Source organism: Flammeovirgaceae bacterium, from assembly GCA_015180985.1.
In the GTDB taxonomy this organism is placed as follows: domain Bacteria; phylum Bacteroidota; class Bacteroidia; order Cytophagales; family Cyclobacteriaceae; genus UBA2336.
Genome location: CP054185.1, coordinates 831,096 through 850,076, shown reverse-complemented (window position 1 = coordinate 850,076; position 18,981 = coordinate 831,096). Strand labels below are relative to the sequence as shown.

Below are 18,981 nucleotides of genomic sequence, written 5' to 3'. Positions count from 1 at the left end.
CACAGTTACAAGGTGAGCCGGCAGTTTCAACAAAATTTTACCATTGGTATCCTGGGGGGCGGCCAGCTTGGCCGCATGCTCATCCAGTCGGGCATAGATTTTAACCTTTCCTTTCGTGTACTCGATCCGGACAGCGAAGCGCCCTGCAGCGGATTGGCCCCATTTCGGGAAGGTAAACTTACTGACTACCGTACCGTGATGAAATTTGGTGAGGCCTGCGATATTATCACCATCGAAATAGAAAATGTAAACACCCGGGCGTTGAAGGAGCTGGTAAAAAAAGGCAAAAGAGTTTACCCGCAGCCCGAAGTTATTGAACTGATACAAGACAAACGCACTCAAAAGATTTTCTATCGCGAATGCGGCCTGCCCACTTCGCCCTTTTACCTTACTGAAAGCCGTGCGGATGTAAAAAAGTACAAGGATTTTTTACCGGCCGTTCATAAGCTCGGACGCGAAGGTTACGATGGCCGGGGTGTTCAGGTTATCCGCTCAACAAAAGATCTGCGTAAGGCATTTGACGCTCCGGGTTTGCTTGAGCAGTTTGTTGACTTTGAAAAGGAAATTTCGGTTATCGTTGCACGGAACGAGCATGGAGAAATAAAGTCTTACCCTCCTGTGGAGATGGTTTTTCATCCGGAAAAAAACCTTGTGGAATACCTTTATGCGCCTGCTCAACTCAATCGGGCCATTAAGCAGGAAGCAGAAGCTGTTGCGTGCAAAACAATTAATGAACTAAAAATGGTGGGTCTGCTTGCTGTGGAGATGTTTGTAACCAAAAAAGGCGAAATTCTAATCAACGAAATCGCGCCCCGTCCCCACAACAGCGGTCATCATACTATCGAAGCAAACGCCACATCGCAATATGAACAACATCTGCGGGCACTACTCGGCCTTCCGTTGGGCGAGACCCACCTGCTGTTACCGAGTGCGATGGTGAACTTGCTGGGAGAGCCCGGCTACACCGGCCCGGCCCGGTATAAGGGATTTGAAAAAGTAATCGGCACGCCCGGTGTGCACGTGCATTTGTATGGAAAAAAGGTAACTAAACCATTCCGCAAAATGGGCCATGTAACGATTGTAGATCCGGATATTGCCAGTTTGCGCGAGAAAGTGAACTTTGTAAAGCGAACTCTTAAAGTTATTGCATGAAAAAACCGGTAGTGGGTATAATCATGGGCAGCCAGTCGGATTTGAAGGTGATGAAAGAAGCGGCTGAAGCACTTGAAGAACTGGGGGTGCCTTACGAGCTTACCGTAGTGTCGGCACACCGTACGCCCTTGCGCATGGTTGAGTATGCAACAAATGCCCGCAAAAAAGGTCTTAAAGTTATTATAGCCGGAGCAGGCGGTGCGGCTCACCTGCCCGGCATGGTGGCTTCCATCACCTCGTTGCCGGTAATCGGTGTGCCGGTTAAATCCTCCAACTCCATTGACGGGTGGGACTCCGTATTATCCATTCTGCAAATGCCCTCAGGCGTGCCGGTTGCCACGGTAGCCTTAAATGGTGCGCGTAATGCGGGTATTCTGGCCGCGCAGGTTATTGGCTCGGTTGATAAGACTGTAGCCGGCAAACTGGATGCATTTAAAAAAAGTCTTCAAACAAAAGTAGAAACATCAGCCCGCGATATCGAAAAGAAGGGATGGCGCAAACTCGCCTGACATTGTTCAGAAATTTGGGTACCTTCACCTTGTTATGAAGCCAAGTAATAAAGGCTGGCTTAGCGAGTATCTTGATTTTAGAAAAGATCTGTTTAACGAGCTTGCAGATCACCGCAAGGACTCTCACCCGGAGTATGCGCTGTACCGGATTATACAACCCACGGGGTTAATGTACGGGCAATCGGTAGGCAACATCAACCATCCGGATGCTGCCTCCTGGGATGAGAAGGACCGGATGAAGGTGTTGTTGGCCGAAAGCCTTATCAGCAGTTCAATTTTATTTCACGGCAAGCCCATTGCTAACCAGCAAGAGCTGGCCGATTTGTTTACGCGGGTGCTCGAAAAAATAACCACCTTCTACAACACTATTTTTCCGGAACTGGCTACACCCACCAAAACTCTGTTTGGCAAGAAACGATCAACCGTTGAATTGGCCGAGCGTATTCTTGAGAAACGCATTGATCGCACATTTGAACACCGGGGGAATTTCTGGGTTTATTTTTTTCACAACAGTATCCTGTTCCTTGACATTTTCATTTTCGGGCAGTGGATACATACCAATGCCGATAAAATTGTAGCCGATTTTTTCCGGTACGAACGGGAAGAACTCCGCTTTTCAGTTATAAAAGTAATTGCCGCTGCCGCACACTCCGATAACGTGCTTGATTTTGAGGAGCAAAAACTGTTTGAATACTTTATCCAGGGCACTGAAATACCTTCCGAGCGAAGAAAGGAGGCGTTGAGCATCTTTAAATCGGGGGTGGCCGTTCAGGACATCAACCTGCCAGCCGATAATTCGTGGATTCTCCGCAAATTTTATCTGGAAGTAGCCATCCTGACCATGTGGGCCGACCGCAGGGTGGAAGACAGTGAGCATGAGTTTCTGAAGCGATTGTGCACGCACATGGGTTTTTCTGAGGATGATCTGGAAAACAGCCTGATTGCCATTGAAGGCTTTGTTCTGGAACACTGGGAGGAACTGGAATACCTGCAAGACAAACAAAACTACGAGCGGGTGAGTGAACATTTTATTTCGCGCGTGGCCCGCATTGCCGATAAAAACCGCGGCAGGCTTTTGAAAGAAATCCAGGATAATAAGGCGATAATGAACCTGTTATTGAAAGCGCAGGCCGAAGTGTTAACAGCCGATGAAAGTCAGGCCGTTCGTCTTCATCTTATCCGGGCGCTTAAAACAATACCTACATTTGCAATCATTGCGTTGCCGGAGAACTTTTTAACACTGCCCGTGTTGCTGAAAATACTGCCCAAGAATTTATTCACCGGGCAATCGTAATCAAACAATTTTTGACTTTCGCGGGATGATGACGGAGAAGATGATGGACAAAGTAAGTGTAGCGATGATTACCGAGAAGGATAAGTAAACGTTTATATCAATCTGGAAGATCTCCAGAATCATTTTTGCGCCTATGAAGAACAAAATAATAGAAAGGCCTTTTTGCAACAGGTAGAATTTATCAATGATGCCTGACAATAGAAAGAACATGGCGCGCAGCCCCATAACGGCAAAAATATTGGAGGTATAAATCAAAAATTCGTTTTGGGTAATGGCAAAGGCTGCCGGGATGGAGTCAACCGCAAAAATCAGGTCGGTTGTTTCAATTAGCACGATAACGAGGAATAAGGGTGTAAACCAGAGTTTGCCGTTTTCGAATACCAGAAATTTACCATCTTTCGTATCGGTGGTAATTGGAAGATACTTCTTACAAAAAATAAGCACCGGGTTCTTTTCCGGTTCAATTTTTTCATCACCGTCTTCAAAATAAATACGGATACCGGAGTAGATAAGAAATACCCCGAAGATGTAAAGTATCCAATGAAATTTGTGTATCAGGTAAGCGCCAACAAAAATGAAGATGGCGCGCATCACAATTGCACCCAGAATACCCCAGAAGAGTATCTTATGATAGTATGTTTCATCTACCTGAAAATATTTGAGGATAAGCAGGATAACAAAGATGTTATCAACCGATAGGGCTTTTTCGGTTAAGTAAGCCGAGAAATACTCTACAGCGCCAACGGCTCCGCTTTCGTCATACACATAGATGAAGTACCCGAAAAGAGCCGAAACGGTTACCCAGAAAATAGATTGATACAGGGCTGACTTGGTAGAGACCTTGTGGGCCTGCTTATGAAAAAGGCCCAGGTCGAGCACCAAAAACAAAATGATGATAGCCCCGAATATGGCAAACAGGATTACCTCTCGTTCATTACCGCCAAACAGAGAGAATAATAGTATGTTGAGAGGGTTATCCAACTACGTTCGTCTTCAAAGGTTCTTTTGCCGGGTCTAAACCCTTCATTATCAAGGCACTCAGAGCCCCGGAGGTTTCAAAAGTACAACTATTTTTCAAAGGCAAAAATCAGTATCGCGATTAATCAGATACAGGCGGTTAAGGAAACCCCTGTTTTTATCAATCATGAACAATTTTCGCATACTCCCTGTATAAGCAGGTTGAGCTCGTTGGCTTTATACCCCCGCGGCAATTTTACCGATGGAATGTTCACACTCAGGCAGTTGGTTTGTCCGCATATGGTACACTTAAAATGTACATGGTCGTGGTGATGACCGGTTGCCGAGCAGGCGGCCGAACATAAGGCATACTTAATTCCGCCTTCATCATCCAGCACTTTGTGAATCAGGCCCTTGTCCAAAAAGGTTTTTAAAGTTCGGTAAACAGTTACTCTGTCAAAACTGCTTGGCACCGCCCGTTCAATATCGCCATGCGAGAGTGCAAAATTCTTTTTCAGAAATAAATTAAGGATGGCCTGGCGGCTGGGTGTAAAGCGAAGCTGATACTCTTTTAATAGCCGTTTTGTTCCAGTCATTGTTCGTGTAACTGAAGTTTAAGCAGGTTGCTGTACAAGCCGTTAGTTAACTGTGCAAGTTCACTATGCGATCCCATTTCTGCAAGCTCGCCCTGGTTTATCACAAAAATACGGTCAACCTTTTTTATCGTACTCAGCCGGTGTGCTATTATAATAGTAGTGCGGCCGGCCATGAGTTGCTCCAGCGCTTGTTGTACCAGTATTTCAGCGTGCACGTCCAGCGAACTGGTGGCTTCATCCAATATCAGAATGGCCGGATCTTTTAATATTGCCCTTGCAATGGCGATGCGTTGCCGCTGGCCTCCTGAAAGTTTAATACCGCGTTCACCCACCCGGGTTTCAAATTTTTCAGGGAAACTTTCAATAAACTCAAGTGCGTTGGCCTTACGGGCTGCTTCGCAAATCTCTTCATCTGTAGCTCCGGTTTTGCCGTAGGCAATATTTTCCTTTATGGTGCCGCCAAACAGAATTACTTCCTGTGGTACAATGCCCAGGTTGCTGCGGTAAGCCGTAAGCGGATAGGTGTTTATGTTTTTGCCATTCACATTTATTTCTCCGGAAGTAGCGTTATAAAATCGCATCAACAGGTTGATAATAGTTGATTTGCCGGAACCGCTTTTGCCTACCAGCGCAACTTTTTCGCCCGGCTGTATTTGGAAGTTTAGTTTTTTCAGTACCGGAAAATCGGGTCGCGAAGGATAGCTAAACGAAACATTATTGAATTGAATAGTGCCCCGTAAACGGAGAGCAGGCTGCTGAATCCCATCGGTTTCTCCCGGTTGCTCCATCAACTCCAGTAGTCGTTCCGATGCGCCAATCGATCGCTGCAATTGCGTATAGATATCGCCCAGCCCGGCAATGGAGCCTCCAATGAACGAAGTATAAATGATAAATGAAAAAAGCATACCGACCGACAGCGTTCCGTTTTGAACCTGGGCGGCCCCAAACCAACCAACGGCAACAATACCCCCGAACAAAGCGAAAATGGAAAACGAAATAAATAATCCGCGGAACTTGGCCGTTCGCACGGCAACCGTTACAACTTCGCCTAATGATTTGCCGTAACGGATTATCTCGAACAATTCGTTGGTAAAGGCCTTTACCACCTGGATGGATTGCAGCGATTCTTCAACCACTACATTAGCATCGGCCAGTTTGTCTTGTGTTTTTTTGGAAAGCTTACGGATGTACCGGCCGAACAGCAGCGCCAGTACGACCAACACCGGAAAGGTAAGCAGCATAAATGCTGTAAGTGTGGGCGCCAGGTAAAAAATAATTATTCCGCCCAGAAGGAGAGTAAGCGATTGACGGAGTAATTCGGCCAGTGTAAATGTAAATGTATCCTGCAGGGTACTCACATCAGAAGTAATGCGGCTCATTAACTCACCGATCCTTCGGCTGTCAAAAAAACTTAAAGGTTGCCAGATGATGTTCTCATACACGCGCTTGCGCAGATCGGCCAGTGTACGCTCGCTGGTAATGCTGAATGTATAAACACGCGTAAACGAAAAAATGGCCTGCACAAACAGGATGATCAGCAATAAAAGGGCAATCTGGTTTATGTTGTTGAAGTACGGAACTGATTTACCGGAGGCTACATCAAGCAACTGCCCCGCGAAATAAGGAAATGAAAGCAGCGTAGCGCTTGAAAGCATCAGGGAAGTTAAGCCCAATATAAACAGCCACCGGTAAGGCCACACAAAGCGAAAAATCCCGAAAAGCTTCTTCAGGTTTGACGGGTTGATGGCCCGCTTATCTTCTTTACTTAGCGGTACGCGCTTGCCTCTTGCCATGATGATACTGTTATTGTTCCTGTAAGTGTAAATTCAACAGGTTTTCCAAGAAATATTTCCTGCCCTCCTTCTAGAGAGTAGGAAGTAAGGCTGATTTTATTGTTTACCTCCTGAAACTGCATCACCAGCATGCGTGTGCCTTTCATCAAGGAACTCTCTTCACGGTAAAGGGCTTCAATGCCCCGGATGTTTTGCCGGTTATCTTGGTACAATAGCTTCAGCCAGGCCACCGGCAAATCGGTTGTTGCAGTATAGGTACAAACCGTAAGATCACGCTCCTTATCAGGCTCAATGGTTACGGTATAATAACTCCTGAATACCGGTTTGTTGATGGCATTGAGTGTGGTAAAAATATCAAGTTCCTTTAGCCAGGCTGTTGAATCGGCCGGGGTAAAAGTGGTTGTTTCGTCAACACCGTTAATTTGTGCCTGCTTGGTGAGTGTTGCCTGCCACAATGCAAGCTGGTGCGCCTGGGCACGAATCAGGCTGTCAACCGGGTAATAGGGTGATGCTTCACCTCCGGCTTGCCTGCAGGATGAAGCAACCAGGAGAACCCCTGCAAACATAAAAAGATTAATTCGGTTCAATAAGCACATGGCCTGTCATTTCCTTTGGAATGGGCAACCCCATTAGTGTTAAAATGGTCGGTGCAAGGTCACCCAGTTTTCCATCGCTGATTTTTCCGTTGTAGTTTGAATCAACAAGGATGCACGGTACCAGGCTGGTGGTATGTGCGGTGTTGGGCGAGCCGTCATCATTAATCATACAGTCGGCATTTCCGTGATCAGCAATTATCAATGTGGTGTACCCGTTCTTCAGCGCAGCTTCGGTAACCTTGCCGGCACAGAAGTCAACCGTTTCGCAGGCTTTTACAGCAGCTTCAAACACACCCGTATGACCTACCATATCCGGATTGGCAAAGTTGAGGCAAATAAAATCTGCTTCTTTTCTTTCAAGTTCCGGAATAATTTTGTCCTTAATATCATGTGCGCTCATCTCCGGCTTTAGATCATAGGTAGCCACTTTTGGCGAAGGGCACAGAATGCGCGATTCGCCTTGAAAAATTTCTTCCCGGCCACCTGAAAAAAAGAAGGTAACATGCGGGTACTTTTCGGTTTCGGCAATGCGTATTTGTTTTTTACCATGCTGCGCCAGCACTTCGCCAAGTGTATTCGCCAGGTTATCTTTATCAAAAATGGTTTTTATATCCCTGAACGTATCATCATAGTTGGTCAGGGTAATGTAGTAAAGTTTCAGGGCGGCCATGTTCTGCTCATGGAAATCCTGCTGGGTTAATGCCATCGTAATCTGCCGGCCGCGGTCGGTGCGAAAGTTAAAACACAGCACTACATCACCTTCTTTAATTACGGCTACCGGTTTACCCTGTTCAAAAACTACAATGGGTTTGATAAATTCATCTGTAATGTTTTCAGAGTAAGATTGCTCCACCCCCCGAAGCGGATCAGCAACTTCTTTCCCCCGGCCGTGCACCAGCAAATCGTACGCGAGTTTGATTCGCTCCCAGCGCTTGTCGCGATCCATGGCATAATAGCGGCCGATTATGCTGGCAATTTTGCCTGATGTTCTGGCAAGGTGATTTTGCAGATCGCGTAAAAACCCAAGGCCGCTTTTCGGGTCGGTATCCCGCCCATCGGTAAAGGCATGGATGAAGAGATTTTTAACTCCTTTGTTGTGAGCAAGGGTGCACAGGCCTTTAAGGTGGTAAATGTGTGAATGCACACCTCCATCAGAAACCAGTCCGATAAAGTGTACATTCTTATTATTCTTCAAGGCGTAATTAAATGCATCGTTTAATACCGGATTACCATCCAGTTCCTTCTCATCAATGGCTTTGTTAATGCGCACCAAATCCTGATACACAACCCGGCCTGCTCCGATATTCATATGCCCCACTTCGGAATTCCCCATCTGCCCTTCGGGCAGGCCCACAGCCAGGCCGGAGGCCTGCAGCCGGCTGTTGGGATAATGGGGATAAAGCGAATCCATAAACGGAGTGTGTGCATTATCGATTGCTGAGACCTTTTTATTTGTGGCAATTCCCCAGCCATCCAGAATCATCAGCAGTACCTTCTTATTCATTCCGTTTAAATTTAATCTGATAATCCGCAAACTTACCTAAATATGATATTCGTATGAAGGTTCAAGTGATTAGGCTCCGGGGCCGTATGGCCCCGTATGTTCATCCAACGCTGTGCCCAATCCGCACATGCCACTGCCAGACCAAAGATTGGCCAAGGCGTTGTCTGAACATACTGAAAAAGATTAAACCTTTAGGTATGATTCCGGACTATCGTAAAATTTAAAACTCAAATATACCGGTTATGCCCCACCCTGGGGGTTACCTGTGTTCTTTGTGGGCATGAAGGATCACGGGTCGGGTTCTTAACCAATTAATTCCGGCTTAGATTCCATCGGTTATGGCATAATTTTGGGTTAATTTGCATGTTATGATAAGGGCTTTGTATGGTTTATTTATCTTGATGGTTATCGGTTTTACATCGGTAGCGCAAAATGCTGATGTTATCGCCCAGATTACTGAAACCATTAAAGCGGGTAGTGCCAAAGAGCTTACCAAATACTTAAATCCAACGGTGGATGTGACCATTGAAGGAAAGGTGGAAAATTACAGTAAGGCGCAGGCTGAGTTTGTGTTGCGCGATTTTTTTAAGGCGCACCCACCCAGCGAATTCAGCATTATTCATCAGGGTCAGTCTAAAGGCGGGCAGCCGTTTGCCATAGGCCAATACAAAAGCCAGAACGAAACATACCGTGTCTGGATGAAACTTAAAGCAACCGATAATCAGCAGGTTATCCAGGAAATTTCTTTTGTGAAGCAATAGCCTTCCTGCCCGGGGCCCTCTATTTTTGCGCGGTGCGGCCACCGTATATTACCGAACAGTTTCTTACGCAGTTTGTAGAAGCAGCGCTTGCCGAAGATATTGGCAATGGCGATCATTCAACCCTGGCCGCAGTTGATGCCGGCAAGCAAACCACTGCCCGCCTATTAATAAAAGAGCAGGGCATTCTTGCCGGTGTGGATGTGGCAAAAGAAATCTTTTCACGGTATGATTCATCCTTAACGGTAACTGTGCTCCGGCATGATGGCGATCAGATAACACCCGGTGAAATAGCCTTTACGGTAAGCGGCCCGGCCCGGTCCATTCTTACTACCGAGCGGCTGGTGCTTAACTGCATGCAACGCATGAGCGGCATTGCTACGGCAACCCGAAAACTGGTTGACAGCATGGCAGGTACACACGCCCGTGTGCTGGATACACGAAAGACAACACCCAACTTCCGCCTGCTTGAAAAGTGGGCGGTTACCCTTGGCGGGGGGCACAACCACCGCATCGGGCTTTACGATATGGTTATGCTAAAAGACAACCACATTGATATGGCCGGGGGTGTGGCCGAGGCGATCAATCGGGCAAAAGCGTATCTTCGCGCCCGTAATCTCAACTTGAAAATTGAAGTGGAGGTTCGAAATGTGGCTGAAGTGAAACAAGTACTGGCAACTGGCGGGGTGGACATCATCATGCTGGATAACATGAGCCTTGCCGATATGAAAGAGGCTGTTAGCCTGGTTAATGGCCAATGCCTTACGGAAGCCAGTGGAGGCATTACCGGGCAATCCATTGCTGCGGTGGCCGCATGTGGTGTTGATTTTATCTCCGTGGGTGGCCTTACCCATTCGGCAAAAAGCCTTGATATGAGTTTGAAAGTGTGTTCGTAACCGATGTGGATTAGATGCTATGATTGTTAAAACAAAAAATTATAAACTCGAAAAGAAAACCTACATCCGCCTGGCGCTAAAGAGTGTATTGAAGCAACAGGGTTGGATTGCCGTATTGGCAGCTGCAGCTATCAGCGCCTGCTATTTCTGGATACCGAGCATCTGGTGGTTTATCGTAGCCATCACCGGGTTGGGGTTATATGTGCTGTTCTGGTGGATACAGTTTTTTGGCGTAACTCAACTGGAGCAGGGCAAAATGCTCTTTGAAAAGTTTTCGTATGAAATTACCAGCCAGCAAATTGTTATGAAACTCAACCCGCGCGAAGGCATGCCCCTAAAGTGGGATCAGATAAAACGAGCAGCCATCGGCAAGGATTATTTTGTACTTTTTGTTAATAAAGCCCAGCTTATTTACCTGCCGTTTAAAATTTTCAACACAGAAAACGAGCGCAAATTTCTGGCGAGCATACTGAAAACAAAAGGATACATTAAATAGGGAATGAGGTTGTTTTTGGCAGAATGATGAATACTACATTCGAAGAAGCCAAAAAAAAGATCTATCGGTACTGTGCATACCAGGAGCGGTGCCACCGTGAAGTACAAAATAAGTTATTTGAACTGGGATTGCGTTCCGCCCAGGTTGATGAATTGATTGCCCACCTGATTACCGAAGGGTTTATTAATGAAGAACGTTTTGCCAAAGCCTTTGCCGGTGGAAAATTCAGATTGAAAAAATGGGGCCGGCTGAAAATTGTTCATGAACTGGAGACCCGCGGACTTACCGCTACGTGCATCCGGATCGGGTTGAAAGAGATTGATGAACAGGAATACAGACAGACCTTAGTAAGGCTGATAAGAAAAAAAATAAGGGATACAGCCGAAGTTAATCCATACCGGCTACGCGATAAAGTGGCCAAAGCAGTTATAGCAAAAGGATATGAACCTGACCTGGTGTGGAAGGAAATAAAAGTTCAGTTCCCGGGATAATGATCTTTGTAATCTCTGCGACATTTTAGTAGCCGAATTGCTGCCATTTTTGCTTTCTAAAGCAGAAAAAGTATGAAGGCGTCATTTATTGTTTTGCTTCTGTTTGCGGTTGGTGTTGTTTCCTCACAAAACGATGAACAGCGAATAAAGCAGTTTAACCTGAAAAATGGCCTGGCCATTCAAGGGTACGATCCTGTTACCTACTTTACAGGCAAACCCCAGCAAGGCAAGGAGGATATCGAATACCGTTACAAGGGGGTAACCTATCGGTTTCTTACCCGGGCCAATCTTGAAAAATTTAAAATTGATCCTGTAAAATATGAACCTGCTTATGGCGGCTGGTGCGCTTATGCCATGGGCGAAACCGGTGAAAAAGTCAAGATCGATCCGGAAACATATAAAATCGTTGATGGCAAGGTATACCTGTTCTATAATTTCTGGACAACCAATACCCTTGCCTCCTGGAATAAAAACGAAAAGCTTTTGAAAGAAGCAGCCGACCGGAATTGGGCTAAAATCATCCGTTAGCAGAAAAAATTGTCCATGGCTAAATGCTTTTATTTTGCGCTTTCTTTTACGTTATCTTTGCAGAATCTATATACACCTATGAAGCTTACTACCGCCTGCTGCGACATCTTACAGCAGCTTACAGGTCTGGTTGAACAGATTACCCCGCAGGATTTTTCAAAACCTGTTGCCGCACTTGGCAATAGCACCATCGGGCAGCACCTCAGGCATACGCTTGAATTTTTTATTTGCCTGGAGAACGGGTACGAGAAAGGGGTTGTAAATTATGATAAACGACAGCACGATAAGCTTATCGAAAGCGATAAGTTTATTGCATTATCAGCGCTTACCAGGATTAAAGATTTCGTAACGGTTCAGCCAGCCGACAAACCCCTGCAACTTGAGGTGGGCTATAATCTGAAAAACGATGAGGCTACGGTTGTGCAAACCAACTTTACCCGCGAGCTGGTGTACAACATTGAACATGCCGTACACCACATGGCTATTATGAAAATCGGCATCCGCGAAGCAGCACCTTATATAACCTTGCCGGCTGAATTCGGTATTGCGGCCTCTACCATCCGGTACCAGGAAAAAACTGCCCTGGCTTCATCCTGAATGCGCCTCTTCCGAAAAATCCTGAACAGCAATTTTTTTATCCGATTAAGACGCTGGGAATACTGGCCTTTCGAAATTTTTCAGTTCCCGGTAATACTGTACTGGCTTTGGTTATCGGTTAAAGCGCGCTCGCTAATGTTTTTTGCTGCCTCCAACCCCGGTATCCCGATGGGCGGCATGTTTGGCGAATCCAAATATGATATTCTGTTAAAATTACCTGCGCACTTACGACCCGGCATGCTGCTGATGAAATTCCCGGTCTCGTACGAACAGGTGATGCTGGCGCTTGATCAAAACGGACTCAAATTTCCGCTTGTGTTTAAACCCGATATAGGTGAGCGCGGCTTTATGGTGGAGCGGATTTTTTCGGCCGATGATGTAAAGGCTTACTGCAAAAAAATTAAAGTTGATTTTATTATTCAGGAATTGGTTGATCTGCCTGTTGAGTGTGGCGTGTTTTACATACGTAAGCCGACTGAAACAACCGGGCGGGTAACTTCGCTTAACCTGAAAGAGATGTTAACCGTTACAGGCGATGGCAGGCGAACGTTACGTGAACTGATTCTTGACAATGAACGATCGAAACTGCAGTGGGAGCGTTTACGCGTGAAATACCACGATAAACTGGAAACCATTCTGGCGGCCGGTGAAAGCTGGGAAATCAACTCCATTGGCAATCATTGCCTGGGTACAAAGTTTATTAACGGAGAACAATACATTACACCCGAACTGGAGCGCAGTTTTGATGCCATCAGCAAACAGGTTGATGGTTTTTTTTTCGGCCGGTTTGATTTGCGATGCGAAAACCTTGAAGCGCTTTATCAGGGGCGTGTAAAAATCCTTGAGTTGAACGGCTGCGGGGCTGAACCAGCCCATATCTATGAACCCGGTTTCTCCTTAACTACAGCCTGGCGTACCATCTTCCGCCATTGGGACGAGATGTACAGCATTAGTGCACATCATGCGAAGCACGGTATAAAATATCCCAGCCTTAAAGAAGGATTAGCTGTTTACCGGAAGTATAAGGCAGCTGTTACTTAGGCCTGCTTAAAAACTCAGTTTACCCGAAGGATTATTTTTCATCAGCCGCAGGCTGCGCACCTTTTCGCCAACAGTAACATGTACCAGGTTCGACTGGTCATCGTAAGTTTCGGTAATAACGCTGTTCATAACCTCAATGGTCTTCCACTTTCTTACACTTCGTACCTGGATAAAACAAAGCAAGGCGTCATCTTCTTGCTGGGTGCCTAAAAAATTCAACACCTGCTTTTTGCCATCCAGCGAAACAGCAAACCGCTCCAGCACATACTGTTTAACCAGTTCATCGGTTGTGGATTGGTCCGGGTTTAACAAATCGAGCTCCGGATTATTCTTCAGGGCACGGATGGATGTCTCCAGGTCATCAGTAAAAATCCGCATGATGATTTCAAGCTCGCGTTCCTGCTCATCGTGTACAATATCAGTTACCGATACGTGTATCGGATGCAAGGCAAGAATGATGGAGGTAATAAACGACAGAACCATTGCTCAATATTACAACAAAAGAAAGTCCAAAACCGAAGGCTAAACCTCGCCATGGTATTTTCATTTAATCCGTATGTTTGCTGGCTGAAAAATCAGTTGAATGAGCGAATTTGAGCTTTACTTCGGCTTAGGCAAAAATCACATACTGGATTACAGCAACGGGTACGACCATATTTTGTTTGTTGTGGCCTTGTGCGTACTGTATGCCTGGCGCGACTGGAAGCGTGTTTTGATTTTGGTTACGGCCTTCACCATCGGGCACTCTGTAACTCTGGCATTGGCAACGCTCAACATTGTTTCAGTTAATGCCGGGTTGATTGAGTTCCTCATTCCGCTAACCATCTTTATAACCGCTATATCAAACCTGTTTAAAAATGAGCAGCACTTGTCTGACCGCTCGCTTTGGTTGAGTTACGGCTATGCGCTTTTCTTCGGCTTAATTCATGGCCTGGGTTTTAGCAACTACCTGCGCAGTATTTTAGGTAAAGATCGCAGCATTGTATCCCAGCTATTTGCCTTTAATGTAGGCCTTGAGTTCGGCCAGATAATAATTGTTATCGTGTTCTTAACTACAGCGTTTATTGTAGTGGATTTGTTTACGGTAAACCGTAGAGACTGGAAACTGGTGGTGTCATCGTTAATTGCCGGCATGGCATTGGTGCTGATGAAGGATAAAATTTTCTGGTAGTAAAAATCAATTAAATAAAATGAATAGAGGATTAGGAATTTTAATGATGGCATTGTTCACTGCAACAACCTGGGCGCAGGAACCCGCCAAATGGCAAGGTAAGTTTGAACAGTTGGAGCAGCTATTGCCCACACCCAATGAATACCGCACCGGCTCCGGTTCACCCGGCCCCAGATACTGGCAGCAAAAAGCCGATTATGAAATTGCCGTTGAGTTGAACGACAACAACCAATCCATAACGGGTAAAGAGACCATCACCTATCATAATAACTCACCGGAAACGCTGAAGTACCTCTGGCTGCAGTTGGATCAGAACATCCTGGCCAAAGGCAACATGACGGAGAAAACATCGGTTACGCGTGTGCGCGACTCCGTGGCAGCAAAAACGGTTGCAGGATCACTGGCTCTTTACGATTTTGATGGAGGCCATAAGATAAAATCCGTAACCGATGCTGTCGGAAAGGCGCTGCCGTTTTTTATTAACAACACCATGATGCGCGTGGATCTGCCCCAGCCACTGGCGCCCGGCTCGCGGTATCAGTTCTCCATTGAATGGTTTTACAACATTGGCGACCGGATGCGCGACAACCAGCGCAGTGGCCTGGAATATTTTCCGGAAGACGGCAACTATGTGTACACCATTGCCCAGTTTTTTCCGCGCATGTGCGTGTTCGATGATGTGAACGGCTGGCAGAATAAACAATTTTTAGGTCAGGGAGAGTTTGCCCTTCCGTTTGGCGATTACAAAGTGAAAATCACCGTGCCGTCCGATCATATTGTTGCAGCAACCGGTATGCTGCAAAACCCGCAGCAGGTACTTACCAAAACGGAGCAGGATCGTTTTGAAAAAGCCAAAACCTCGTTCGATAAACCGGTGATTATTGTTACCCAGGAGGAGGCAACCAAAAAAGAAAAGACCCGGGCAACCGATAAAAAAACGTGGGAGTTTCATGCAACCCATGTGCGCGATTTTGCTTTTGCCACTTCGCGAAAATTCATCTGGGATGCCCAGGCGGTAAAAATCGGTAACAACACACCGTTGGCCATGTCATTCTATCCGAAAGAAGGTAACCCGCTGTGGGAAAAGGAGTCGACACTGGCGGTTAAAAATACTATAGAGGTGTACTCAAGGATGACCATAGACTATCCGTATCCGGTTGCAATCTCGGTACATGCTGCTTCTATCGGCATGGAGTACCCCATGATTTGCTTCAACTTCGGCAGGCCGAAAAAAGATGGCAGTTACTCCAATTCCGATCGATTGCGGATGATAGGCGTTATCGTGCATGAAGTTGGGCATAACTTCTTCCCCATGATCATCAACAACGATGAACGCCAGTGGACGTGGATGGACGAAGGCATTAACAGTTTTGTGCAACTGGTTACCGAACTGGAACGCTACCCGAAAGACGACTGGAGCCGCGGTAAACCCGAAGCACTGGTTAACTATATGAAAGGCGACCGCAGTTACCAGCGCCCGCTAATGACCAACTCCGAACAGGTGCTGCAGTTCGGTGCTGAGCAATATCAGAAGGCGGCAACGGGTTTATACATTCTGCGCGAAACGGTGATGGGTAAAGATTTGTTTGATAAAGCCTTTAAGGAGTATTCGCAACGGTGGGCCTTTAAACACCCCATGCCGGCTGATTTCTTCCGCACCATGGAAGACGCCTCGGCTGTTGACCTGGACTGGTTCTGGCGCGGCTGGTTTTATACTACCGATAATGTGGATCAGACGGTGGATTATGTGAAGTGGTATAAACTTAAAAATGAACAGACTACTCCCGAAAAAAATGTTTCTGTAAAAAAGAGCAGTGCATCCGCTTCGACCGGGGCCAAAACCTATACCGATTTTTCAGCAGGCCCTGAACCCCTAACCGTGCTGCCAACCGATGAACGGTTTTACACCGAGTTCCGCAGCCGGCTTGACGACAAGGCTATTATCAATAAACTGCAGAATAAGAATATTTATGAAATCAAACTTTCGAACAAAGGCGGGCTGATGATGCCGGTGATCATTGAATGGACTTTTAAAGACGGCAGCAAGGAAATTGAACGCATCCCGGCCGAAATCTGGCGTACCAATGAACAAACAGTAACTAAAGTGTTTGTTAAAGAGAAAGAAGTGGTATCGGTTGTACTCGATCCGTTTAAGGAAACAACGGATGTGAATGCCAGCGACAACGTGTTTCCGAAGCGAAGCGAGCCATCGAAGTTTGATACTTTTAAAAAAGGAAACTAAAACACCGCGTTACGGATGAAATTTGCTTTAAGGTTATTCTATAGGCTGAAAATGAAGTACGCATTAATCATGCTTGGTTTAATTACCGGTGCAGCACAAGCACAGCAATGGCAGGGAAAATTTGAGCAGATCGATCAGCTATTGCCAACGCCCAACAGTTACCGTACCGCCTCCGGATCTCCAGGACCGGCTTACTGGCAGCAGCGGGCCGATTACATTATTGATGTGGAAATCAATGACGACACCCAGGTGTTATCGGGCCGCGAAACCATAACCTATTACAACAACTCGCCCGAAACGCTTACTTACCTGTGGCTGCAGCTTGATCAGAACATCAATTCGCCCGACAATTCGCTAGCTAAAACCCGTTCATCGGTTATTCGTGACTCCATTGCTGCCCGCTTTATTGCCGGAGCTCTTAACCTGCACGATTATACCGGTGGATACACGATTGGCAAAGTAACTGATGCTGCAGGCAAACCGCTGCCCTATACCATAAACAACACCATGATGCGCATTGACTTGCCGCAAACACTGAAAACGGGTGAACAGGTTTCCTTTTCGGTGGAGTGGAAGTACAACATCAACGACATGATGAAAGTAAGCGGCCGCAGCGGCATGGAGTACTTCCCTGAGGACGGCAACTATATTTATTTTATCGCCCAGTGGTTTCCGCGTATGTGCGTGTTTGATGATTACGAAGGCTGGCAGAATAAACAGTTTTTAGGCGCAGGTGAATTTGCGTTGGTGTTTGGTAATTACAAAGTGCGCATAACAGTTCCTTCCGACCACATTGTGGGTGCCACCGGCTGGTTGCAAAATCCGAAAGACGTATTGACTAAAGAGCAGTTGGACCGCTTTGAAAAAGCCCGCAAAACCTTTGATAAGCCGGTGTTTATCGTAACCGAAGAAGAGGCGAGAAAAAAAGAGAAGGAGCGTTCGAAGAAAAAATCAACCTGGGAGTTTCATGCCGACAATGTGCGCGACTTTGCCTTTGCCTCATCGCGCAAGTTCATCTGGGATGCCATGGCCGTGAAAAACGGCAACAACACCCCGCTGGCGCAATCGCTGTATCCGAAAGAAGGCAACCCGTTGTGGGCGCAGGAATCTACACTGGCTATTAAGAATACGCTGGATGTTTACTCGGCACGAACTATTGATTATCCGTACCCAACCGCTTATTCAGTAAACTGGGTTGGCGGTGGCATGGAGTACCCGATGGTATCGTTCAATGGCGGAAGGCCCGCAAAAGATGGCACCATTTCAGAGCGTACCCGTGTGCGCATGGTGTATATTATTGTGCACGAAGTGGGTCATAACTATTTTCCGATGATCATCAACTCAGACGAACGGCAATGCACCTGGATGGACGAAGGGCTTAATTCTTTTCTTGAAAAAGAAACCATGCGCGAGCGTTACCCGCACCTGAATTATACCGACAATACGCCAAAAGCCATTGTGAATTTTATGAAAGGCGATAAGAGTGTGATGCGCCCGGTGATGGCCTCTTCCGATACGCAAGGATCCAGCTTCGGCAACAATGGGTATTCCAAACCGGCAGCGGCACTAACGGTATTGCGCGAAACAGTTATGGGGCCCGAACTTTTTGATAAAGCATTTAAAGAATACGCGCAGCGCTGGGCTTTTAAACACCCCAAGCCGGCTGACTTCTTCCGCACCATGGAAGATGCTTCGGCTGTTGACCTGGACTGGTTCTGGCGCGGTTGGTTTTTCACCACCGATCATGTGGATGTTACGTTGGATGAAGTAAAGTGGTTCAGGCTGAAAAACGAAACGATTGATCCGGAAAACAAAACCAAAAAAGCAAAGCAGGGCGAGCTGACTGCAGGAGCAAAGAACACCGGAAAGCCTGCGGATTTCAGCAACGGCCCCCAGGAGATAACAGTACTCAACACACCCGATGATGCGTACCGGGAATTCCGTAACCGCATTGACGACAATGCCGTGCGGCAAAAACTGACCGGCAAAAATATTTACGAACTGAAGTTCATAAATACAGGTGGCCTGGTAACCCCTTTGGTTATTGAATGGACCTACAAAGACGGCAGCAAGGAAATTGAGCGCATACCGGCCGAAATCTGGCGCACCAACGAGAACGAAGTAACCAAGGTGTTCATCAAAGAAAAAGAGGTGACCAACATCGTGATTGACCCGAACTTTGAAACAGCCGATGTAAACACAGCCGACAACGTATTTCCAAAACGCCAGGCCGAATCAAAGTTTGATCAGTTTAAGAAGGGGACGAATTAAATACCGGATTTAGGACCTTTATTGTCTGTCTTCAGATACCAGGGACGTATTGCTTATTTTCATTTAAGACGTTATTTTTAACAACCAAA

Annotated in this window: 19 protein-coding genes; 13 read left to right on the top strand and 6 right to left on the bottom strand. The window is 46.4% G+C overall.

The window, feature by feature from the left end:
• Nucleotides 1–12: 12 nt before the first annotated feature.
• Genes HRU69_04070 through HRU69_04060 form a run of 3 tightly spaced genes read left to right on the top strand, consistent with a single transcriptional unit; the run spans nucleotide 13 to nucleotide 2,955 of the window.
• The gene (locus tag HRU69_04070) at nucleotides 13–1,152 is read left to right on the top strand and encodes a 5-(carboxyamino)imidazole ribonucleotide synthase (protein ID QOI96715.1); all 1,140 of its coding nucleotides are present in this window, start codon (nucleotides 13–15) and stop codon (nucleotides 1,150–1,152) included.
• Nucleotides 1,149–1,661 carry a 5-(carboxyamino)imidazole ribonucleotide mutase gene (gene purE / locus HRU69_04065; protein QOI96714.1) on the top strand — a complete coding sequence of 171 codons (513 nt, stop codon included), beginning with the start codon at nucleotides 1,149–1,151 and terminating at the stop codon, nucleotides 1,659–1,661. Before HRU69_04070 ends, purE begins: the two co-directional genes overlap by 4 nt.
• A 34-nt stretch (nucleotides 1,662–1,695) precedes the next feature.
• Entirely contained in the window at nucleotides 1,696–2,955 is a 1,260-nt protein-coding gene (locus HRU69_04060) for a TerB family tellurite resistance protein (GenBank protein QOI96713.1), read from the top strand.
• On the opposite strand, the gene HRU69_04055 is transcribed toward HRU69_04060, so the two are convergent.
• The 5 genes from HRU69_04055 to HRU69_04035 all read right to left on the bottom strand — a co-directional run bounded on the left by HRU69_04055 (nucleotide 2,956) and on the right by HRU69_04035 (nucleotide 8,401).
• Nucleotides 2,956–3,918, bottom strand: coding sequence for a TerC/Alx family metal homeostasis membrane protein (locus HRU69_04055; GenBank protein QOI98817.1), 963 nt, complete (start codon nucleotides 3,916–3,918; stop codon nucleotides 2,956–2,958). It abuts the gene before it with no gap.
• Nucleotides 3,919–4,097: 179 nt separating this feature from the next.
• Entirely contained in the window at nucleotides 4,098–4,508 is a 411-nt protein-coding gene (locus tag HRU69_04050; GenBank protein ID QOI96712.1) for a transcriptional repressor, read from the bottom strand.
• Nucleotides 4,505–6,301, bottom strand: a complete 1,797-nt coding sequence (locus HRU69_04045) for an ATP-binding cassette domain-containing protein (GenBank protein QOI96711.1) — start codon at nucleotides 6,299–6,301, stop codon at nucleotides 4,505–4,507. Before HRU69_04045 ends, HRU69_04050 begins: the two co-directional genes overlap by 4 nt.
• Nucleotides 6,274–6,867, bottom strand: a complete 594-nt coding sequence (locus HRU69_04040; GenBank protein QOI96710.1) for a hypothetical protein — start codon at nucleotides 6,865–6,867, stop codon at nucleotides 6,274–6,276. Before HRU69_04040 ends, HRU69_04045 begins: the two co-directional genes overlap by 28 nt.
• 7 nt (nucleotides 6,868–6,874) lie before the next feature.
• Nucleotides 6,875–8,401 carry a 2,3-bisphosphoglycerate-independent phosphoglycerate mutase gene (locus tag HRU69_04035; protein QOI96709.1) on the bottom strand — a complete coding sequence of 509 codons (1,527 nt, stop codon included), beginning with the start codon at nucleotides 8,399–8,401 and terminating at the stop codon, nucleotides 6,875–6,877.
• 368 nt (nucleotides 8,402–8,769) lie between these two features.
• On the opposite strand from HRU69_04035, the gene HRU69_04030 reads away from it, so the two are divergent.
• From HRU69_04030 to HRU69_04000, 7 genes are all read left to right on the top strand, one after another.
• The gene (locus HRU69_04030; protein QOI96708.1) at nucleotides 8,770–9,162 is read left to right on the top strand and encodes a DUF4783 domain-containing protein; all 393 of its coding nucleotides are present in this window, start codon (nucleotides 8,770–8,772) and stop codon (nucleotides 9,160–9,162) included.
• Nucleotides 9,163–9,194: 32 nt separating this feature from the next.
• Complete coding sequence (gene nadC / locus HRU69_04025) at nucleotides 9,195–10,055, top strand: carboxylating nicotinate-nucleotide diphosphorylase (protein ID QOI96707.1); 861 nt, start codon at nucleotides 9,195–9,197, stop codon at nucleotides 10,053–10,055.
• A 19-nt stretch (nucleotides 10,056–10,074) separates the two neighbouring features.
• On the top strand, nucleotides 10,075–10,551 hold the full coding sequence (locus tag HRU69_04020) for a YcxB family protein (protein QOI96706.1): 477 nt from the start codon (nucleotides 10,075–10,077) through the stop codon (nucleotides 10,549–10,551).
• 23 nt (nucleotides 10,552–10,574) lie between these two features.
• On the top strand, nucleotides 10,575–11,042 hold the full coding sequence (locus HRU69_04015; protein ID QOI96705.1) for a RecX family transcriptional regulator: 468 nt from the start codon (nucleotides 10,575–10,577) through the stop codon (nucleotides 11,040–11,042).
• Nucleotides 11,043–11,114: 72 nt separating this feature from the next.
• Nucleotides 11,115–11,570, top strand: a complete 456-nt coding sequence (locus HRU69_04010) for a YHS domain protein (protein ID QOI96704.1) — start codon at nucleotides 11,115–11,117, stop codon at nucleotides 11,568–11,570.
• 78 nt (nucleotides 11,571–11,648) lie between these two features.
• Entirely contained in the window at nucleotides 11,649–12,167 is a 519-nt protein-coding gene (locus HRU69_04005; GenBank protein ID QOI96703.1) for a hypothetical protein, read from the top strand.
• Nucleotides 12,168–13,208, top strand: a complete 1,041-nt coding sequence (locus tag HRU69_04000; GenBank protein QOI96702.1) for a hypothetical protein — start codon at nucleotides 12,168–12,170, stop codon at nucleotides 13,206–13,208.
• 6 nt (nucleotides 13,209–13,214) lie between these two features.
• On the opposite strand, the gene HRU69_03995 is transcribed toward HRU69_04000, so the two are convergent.
• Entirely contained in the window at nucleotides 13,215–13,691 is a 477-nt protein-coding gene (locus HRU69_03995; GenBank protein ID QOI96701.1) for a hypothetical protein, read from the bottom strand.
• A gap of 100 nt (nucleotides 13,692–13,791) precedes the next feature.
• Here HRU69_03995 and HRU69_03990 point away from each other — a divergent pair, with 100 nt between their 5' ends.
• The 3 genes from HRU69_03990 to HRU69_03980 are packed head-to-tail and all read left to right on the top strand — an operon-like array spanning nucleotide 13,792 to nucleotide 18,892.
• Nucleotides 13,792–14,379, top strand: a complete 588-nt coding sequence (locus HRU69_03990; protein QOI96700.1) for a HupE/UreJ family protein — start codon at nucleotides 13,792–13,794, stop codon at nucleotides 14,377–14,379.
• 19 nt (nucleotides 14,380–14,398) lie between these two features.
• A complete protein-coding gene (locus HRU69_03985; GenBank protein QOI96699.1) occupies nucleotides 14,399–16,621 on the top strand; it encodes a M1 family metallopeptidase in 2,223 nt (740 codons plus the stop codon).
• Between the two features lie 51 nt (nucleotides 16,622–16,672).
• Nucleotides 16,673–18,892, top strand: a complete 2,220-nt coding sequence (locus tag HRU69_03980; protein ID QOI96698.1) for a M1 family peptidase — start codon at nucleotides 16,673–16,675, stop codon at nucleotides 18,890–18,892.
• Nucleotides 18,893–18,981 lie beyond the last annotated feature (89 nt).

What these genes read in the sequence shown, in the direction of transcription:
- purE (QOI96714.1), top strand. Translation starts at nt 1,149, where the DNA reads ATGAAAAAACCGGTAGTGGGTATAATCATGGGCAGCCAGTCGGATTTG.
- HRU69_04060 (QOI96713.1), top strand. Translation starts at nt 1,696, where the DNA reads ATGAAGCCAAGTAATAAAGGCTGGCTTAGCGAGTATCTTGATTTTAGA.
- HRU69_04050 (QOI96712.1), bottom strand. Translation starts at nt 4,508, where the DNA reads ATGACTGGAACAAAACGGCTATTAAAAGAGTATCAGCTTCGCTTTACA.
- HRU69_04045 (QOI96711.1), bottom strand. Translation starts at nt 6,301, where the DNA reads ATGGCAAGAGGCAAGCGCGTACCGCTAAGTAAAGAAGATAAGCGGGCC.
- HRU69_04040 (QOI96710.1), bottom strand. Translation starts at nt 6,867, where the DNA reads ATGTTTGCAGGGGTTCTCCTGGTTGCTTCATCCTGCAGGCAAGCCGGA.
- HRU69_04035 (QOI96709.1), bottom strand. Translation starts at nt 8,401, where the DNA reads ATGAATAAGAAGGTACTGCTGATGATTCTGGATGGCTGGGGAATTGCC.
- HRU69_04030 (QOI96708.1), top strand. Translation starts at nt 8,770, where the DNA reads ATGATAAGGGCTTTGTATGGTTTATTTATCTTGATGGTTATCGGTTTT.
- HRU69_04020 (QOI96706.1), top strand. Translation starts at nt 10,075, where the DNA reads ATGATTGTTAAAACAAAAAATTATAAACTCGAAAAGAAAACCTACATC.
- HRU69_04015 (QOI96705.1), top strand. Translation starts at nt 10,575, where the DNA reads ATGATGAATACTACATTCGAAGAAGCCAAAAAAAAGATCTATCGGTAC.
- HRU69_04010 (QOI96704.1), top strand. Translation starts at nt 11,115, where the DNA reads ATGAAGGCGTCATTTATTGTTTTGCTTCTGTTTGCGGTTGGTGTTGTT.
- HRU69_04005 (QOI96703.1), top strand. Translation starts at nt 11,649, where the DNA reads ATGAAGCTTACTACCGCCTGCTGCGACATCTTACAGCAGCTTACAGGT.
- HRU69_04000 (QOI96702.1), top strand. Translation starts at nt 12,168, where the DNA reads ATGCGCCTCTTCCGAAAAATCCTGAACAGCAATTTTTTTATCCGATTA.
- HRU69_03995 (QOI96701.1), bottom strand. Translation starts at nt 13,691, where the DNA reads ATGGTTCTGTCGTTTATTACCTCCATCATTCTTGCCTTGCATCCGATA.
- HRU69_03990 (QOI96700.1), top strand. Translation starts at nt 13,792, where the DNA reads ATGAGCGAATTTGAGCTTTACTTCGGCTTAGGCAAAAATCACATACTG.
- HRU69_03985 (QOI96699.1), top strand. Translation starts at nt 14,399, where the DNA reads ATGAATAGAGGATTAGGAATTTTAATGATGGCATTGTTCACTGCAACA.
- HRU69_03980 (QOI96698.1), top strand. Translation starts at nt 16,673, where the DNA reads ATGAAGTACGCATTAATCATGCTTGGTTTAATTACCGGTGCAGCACAA.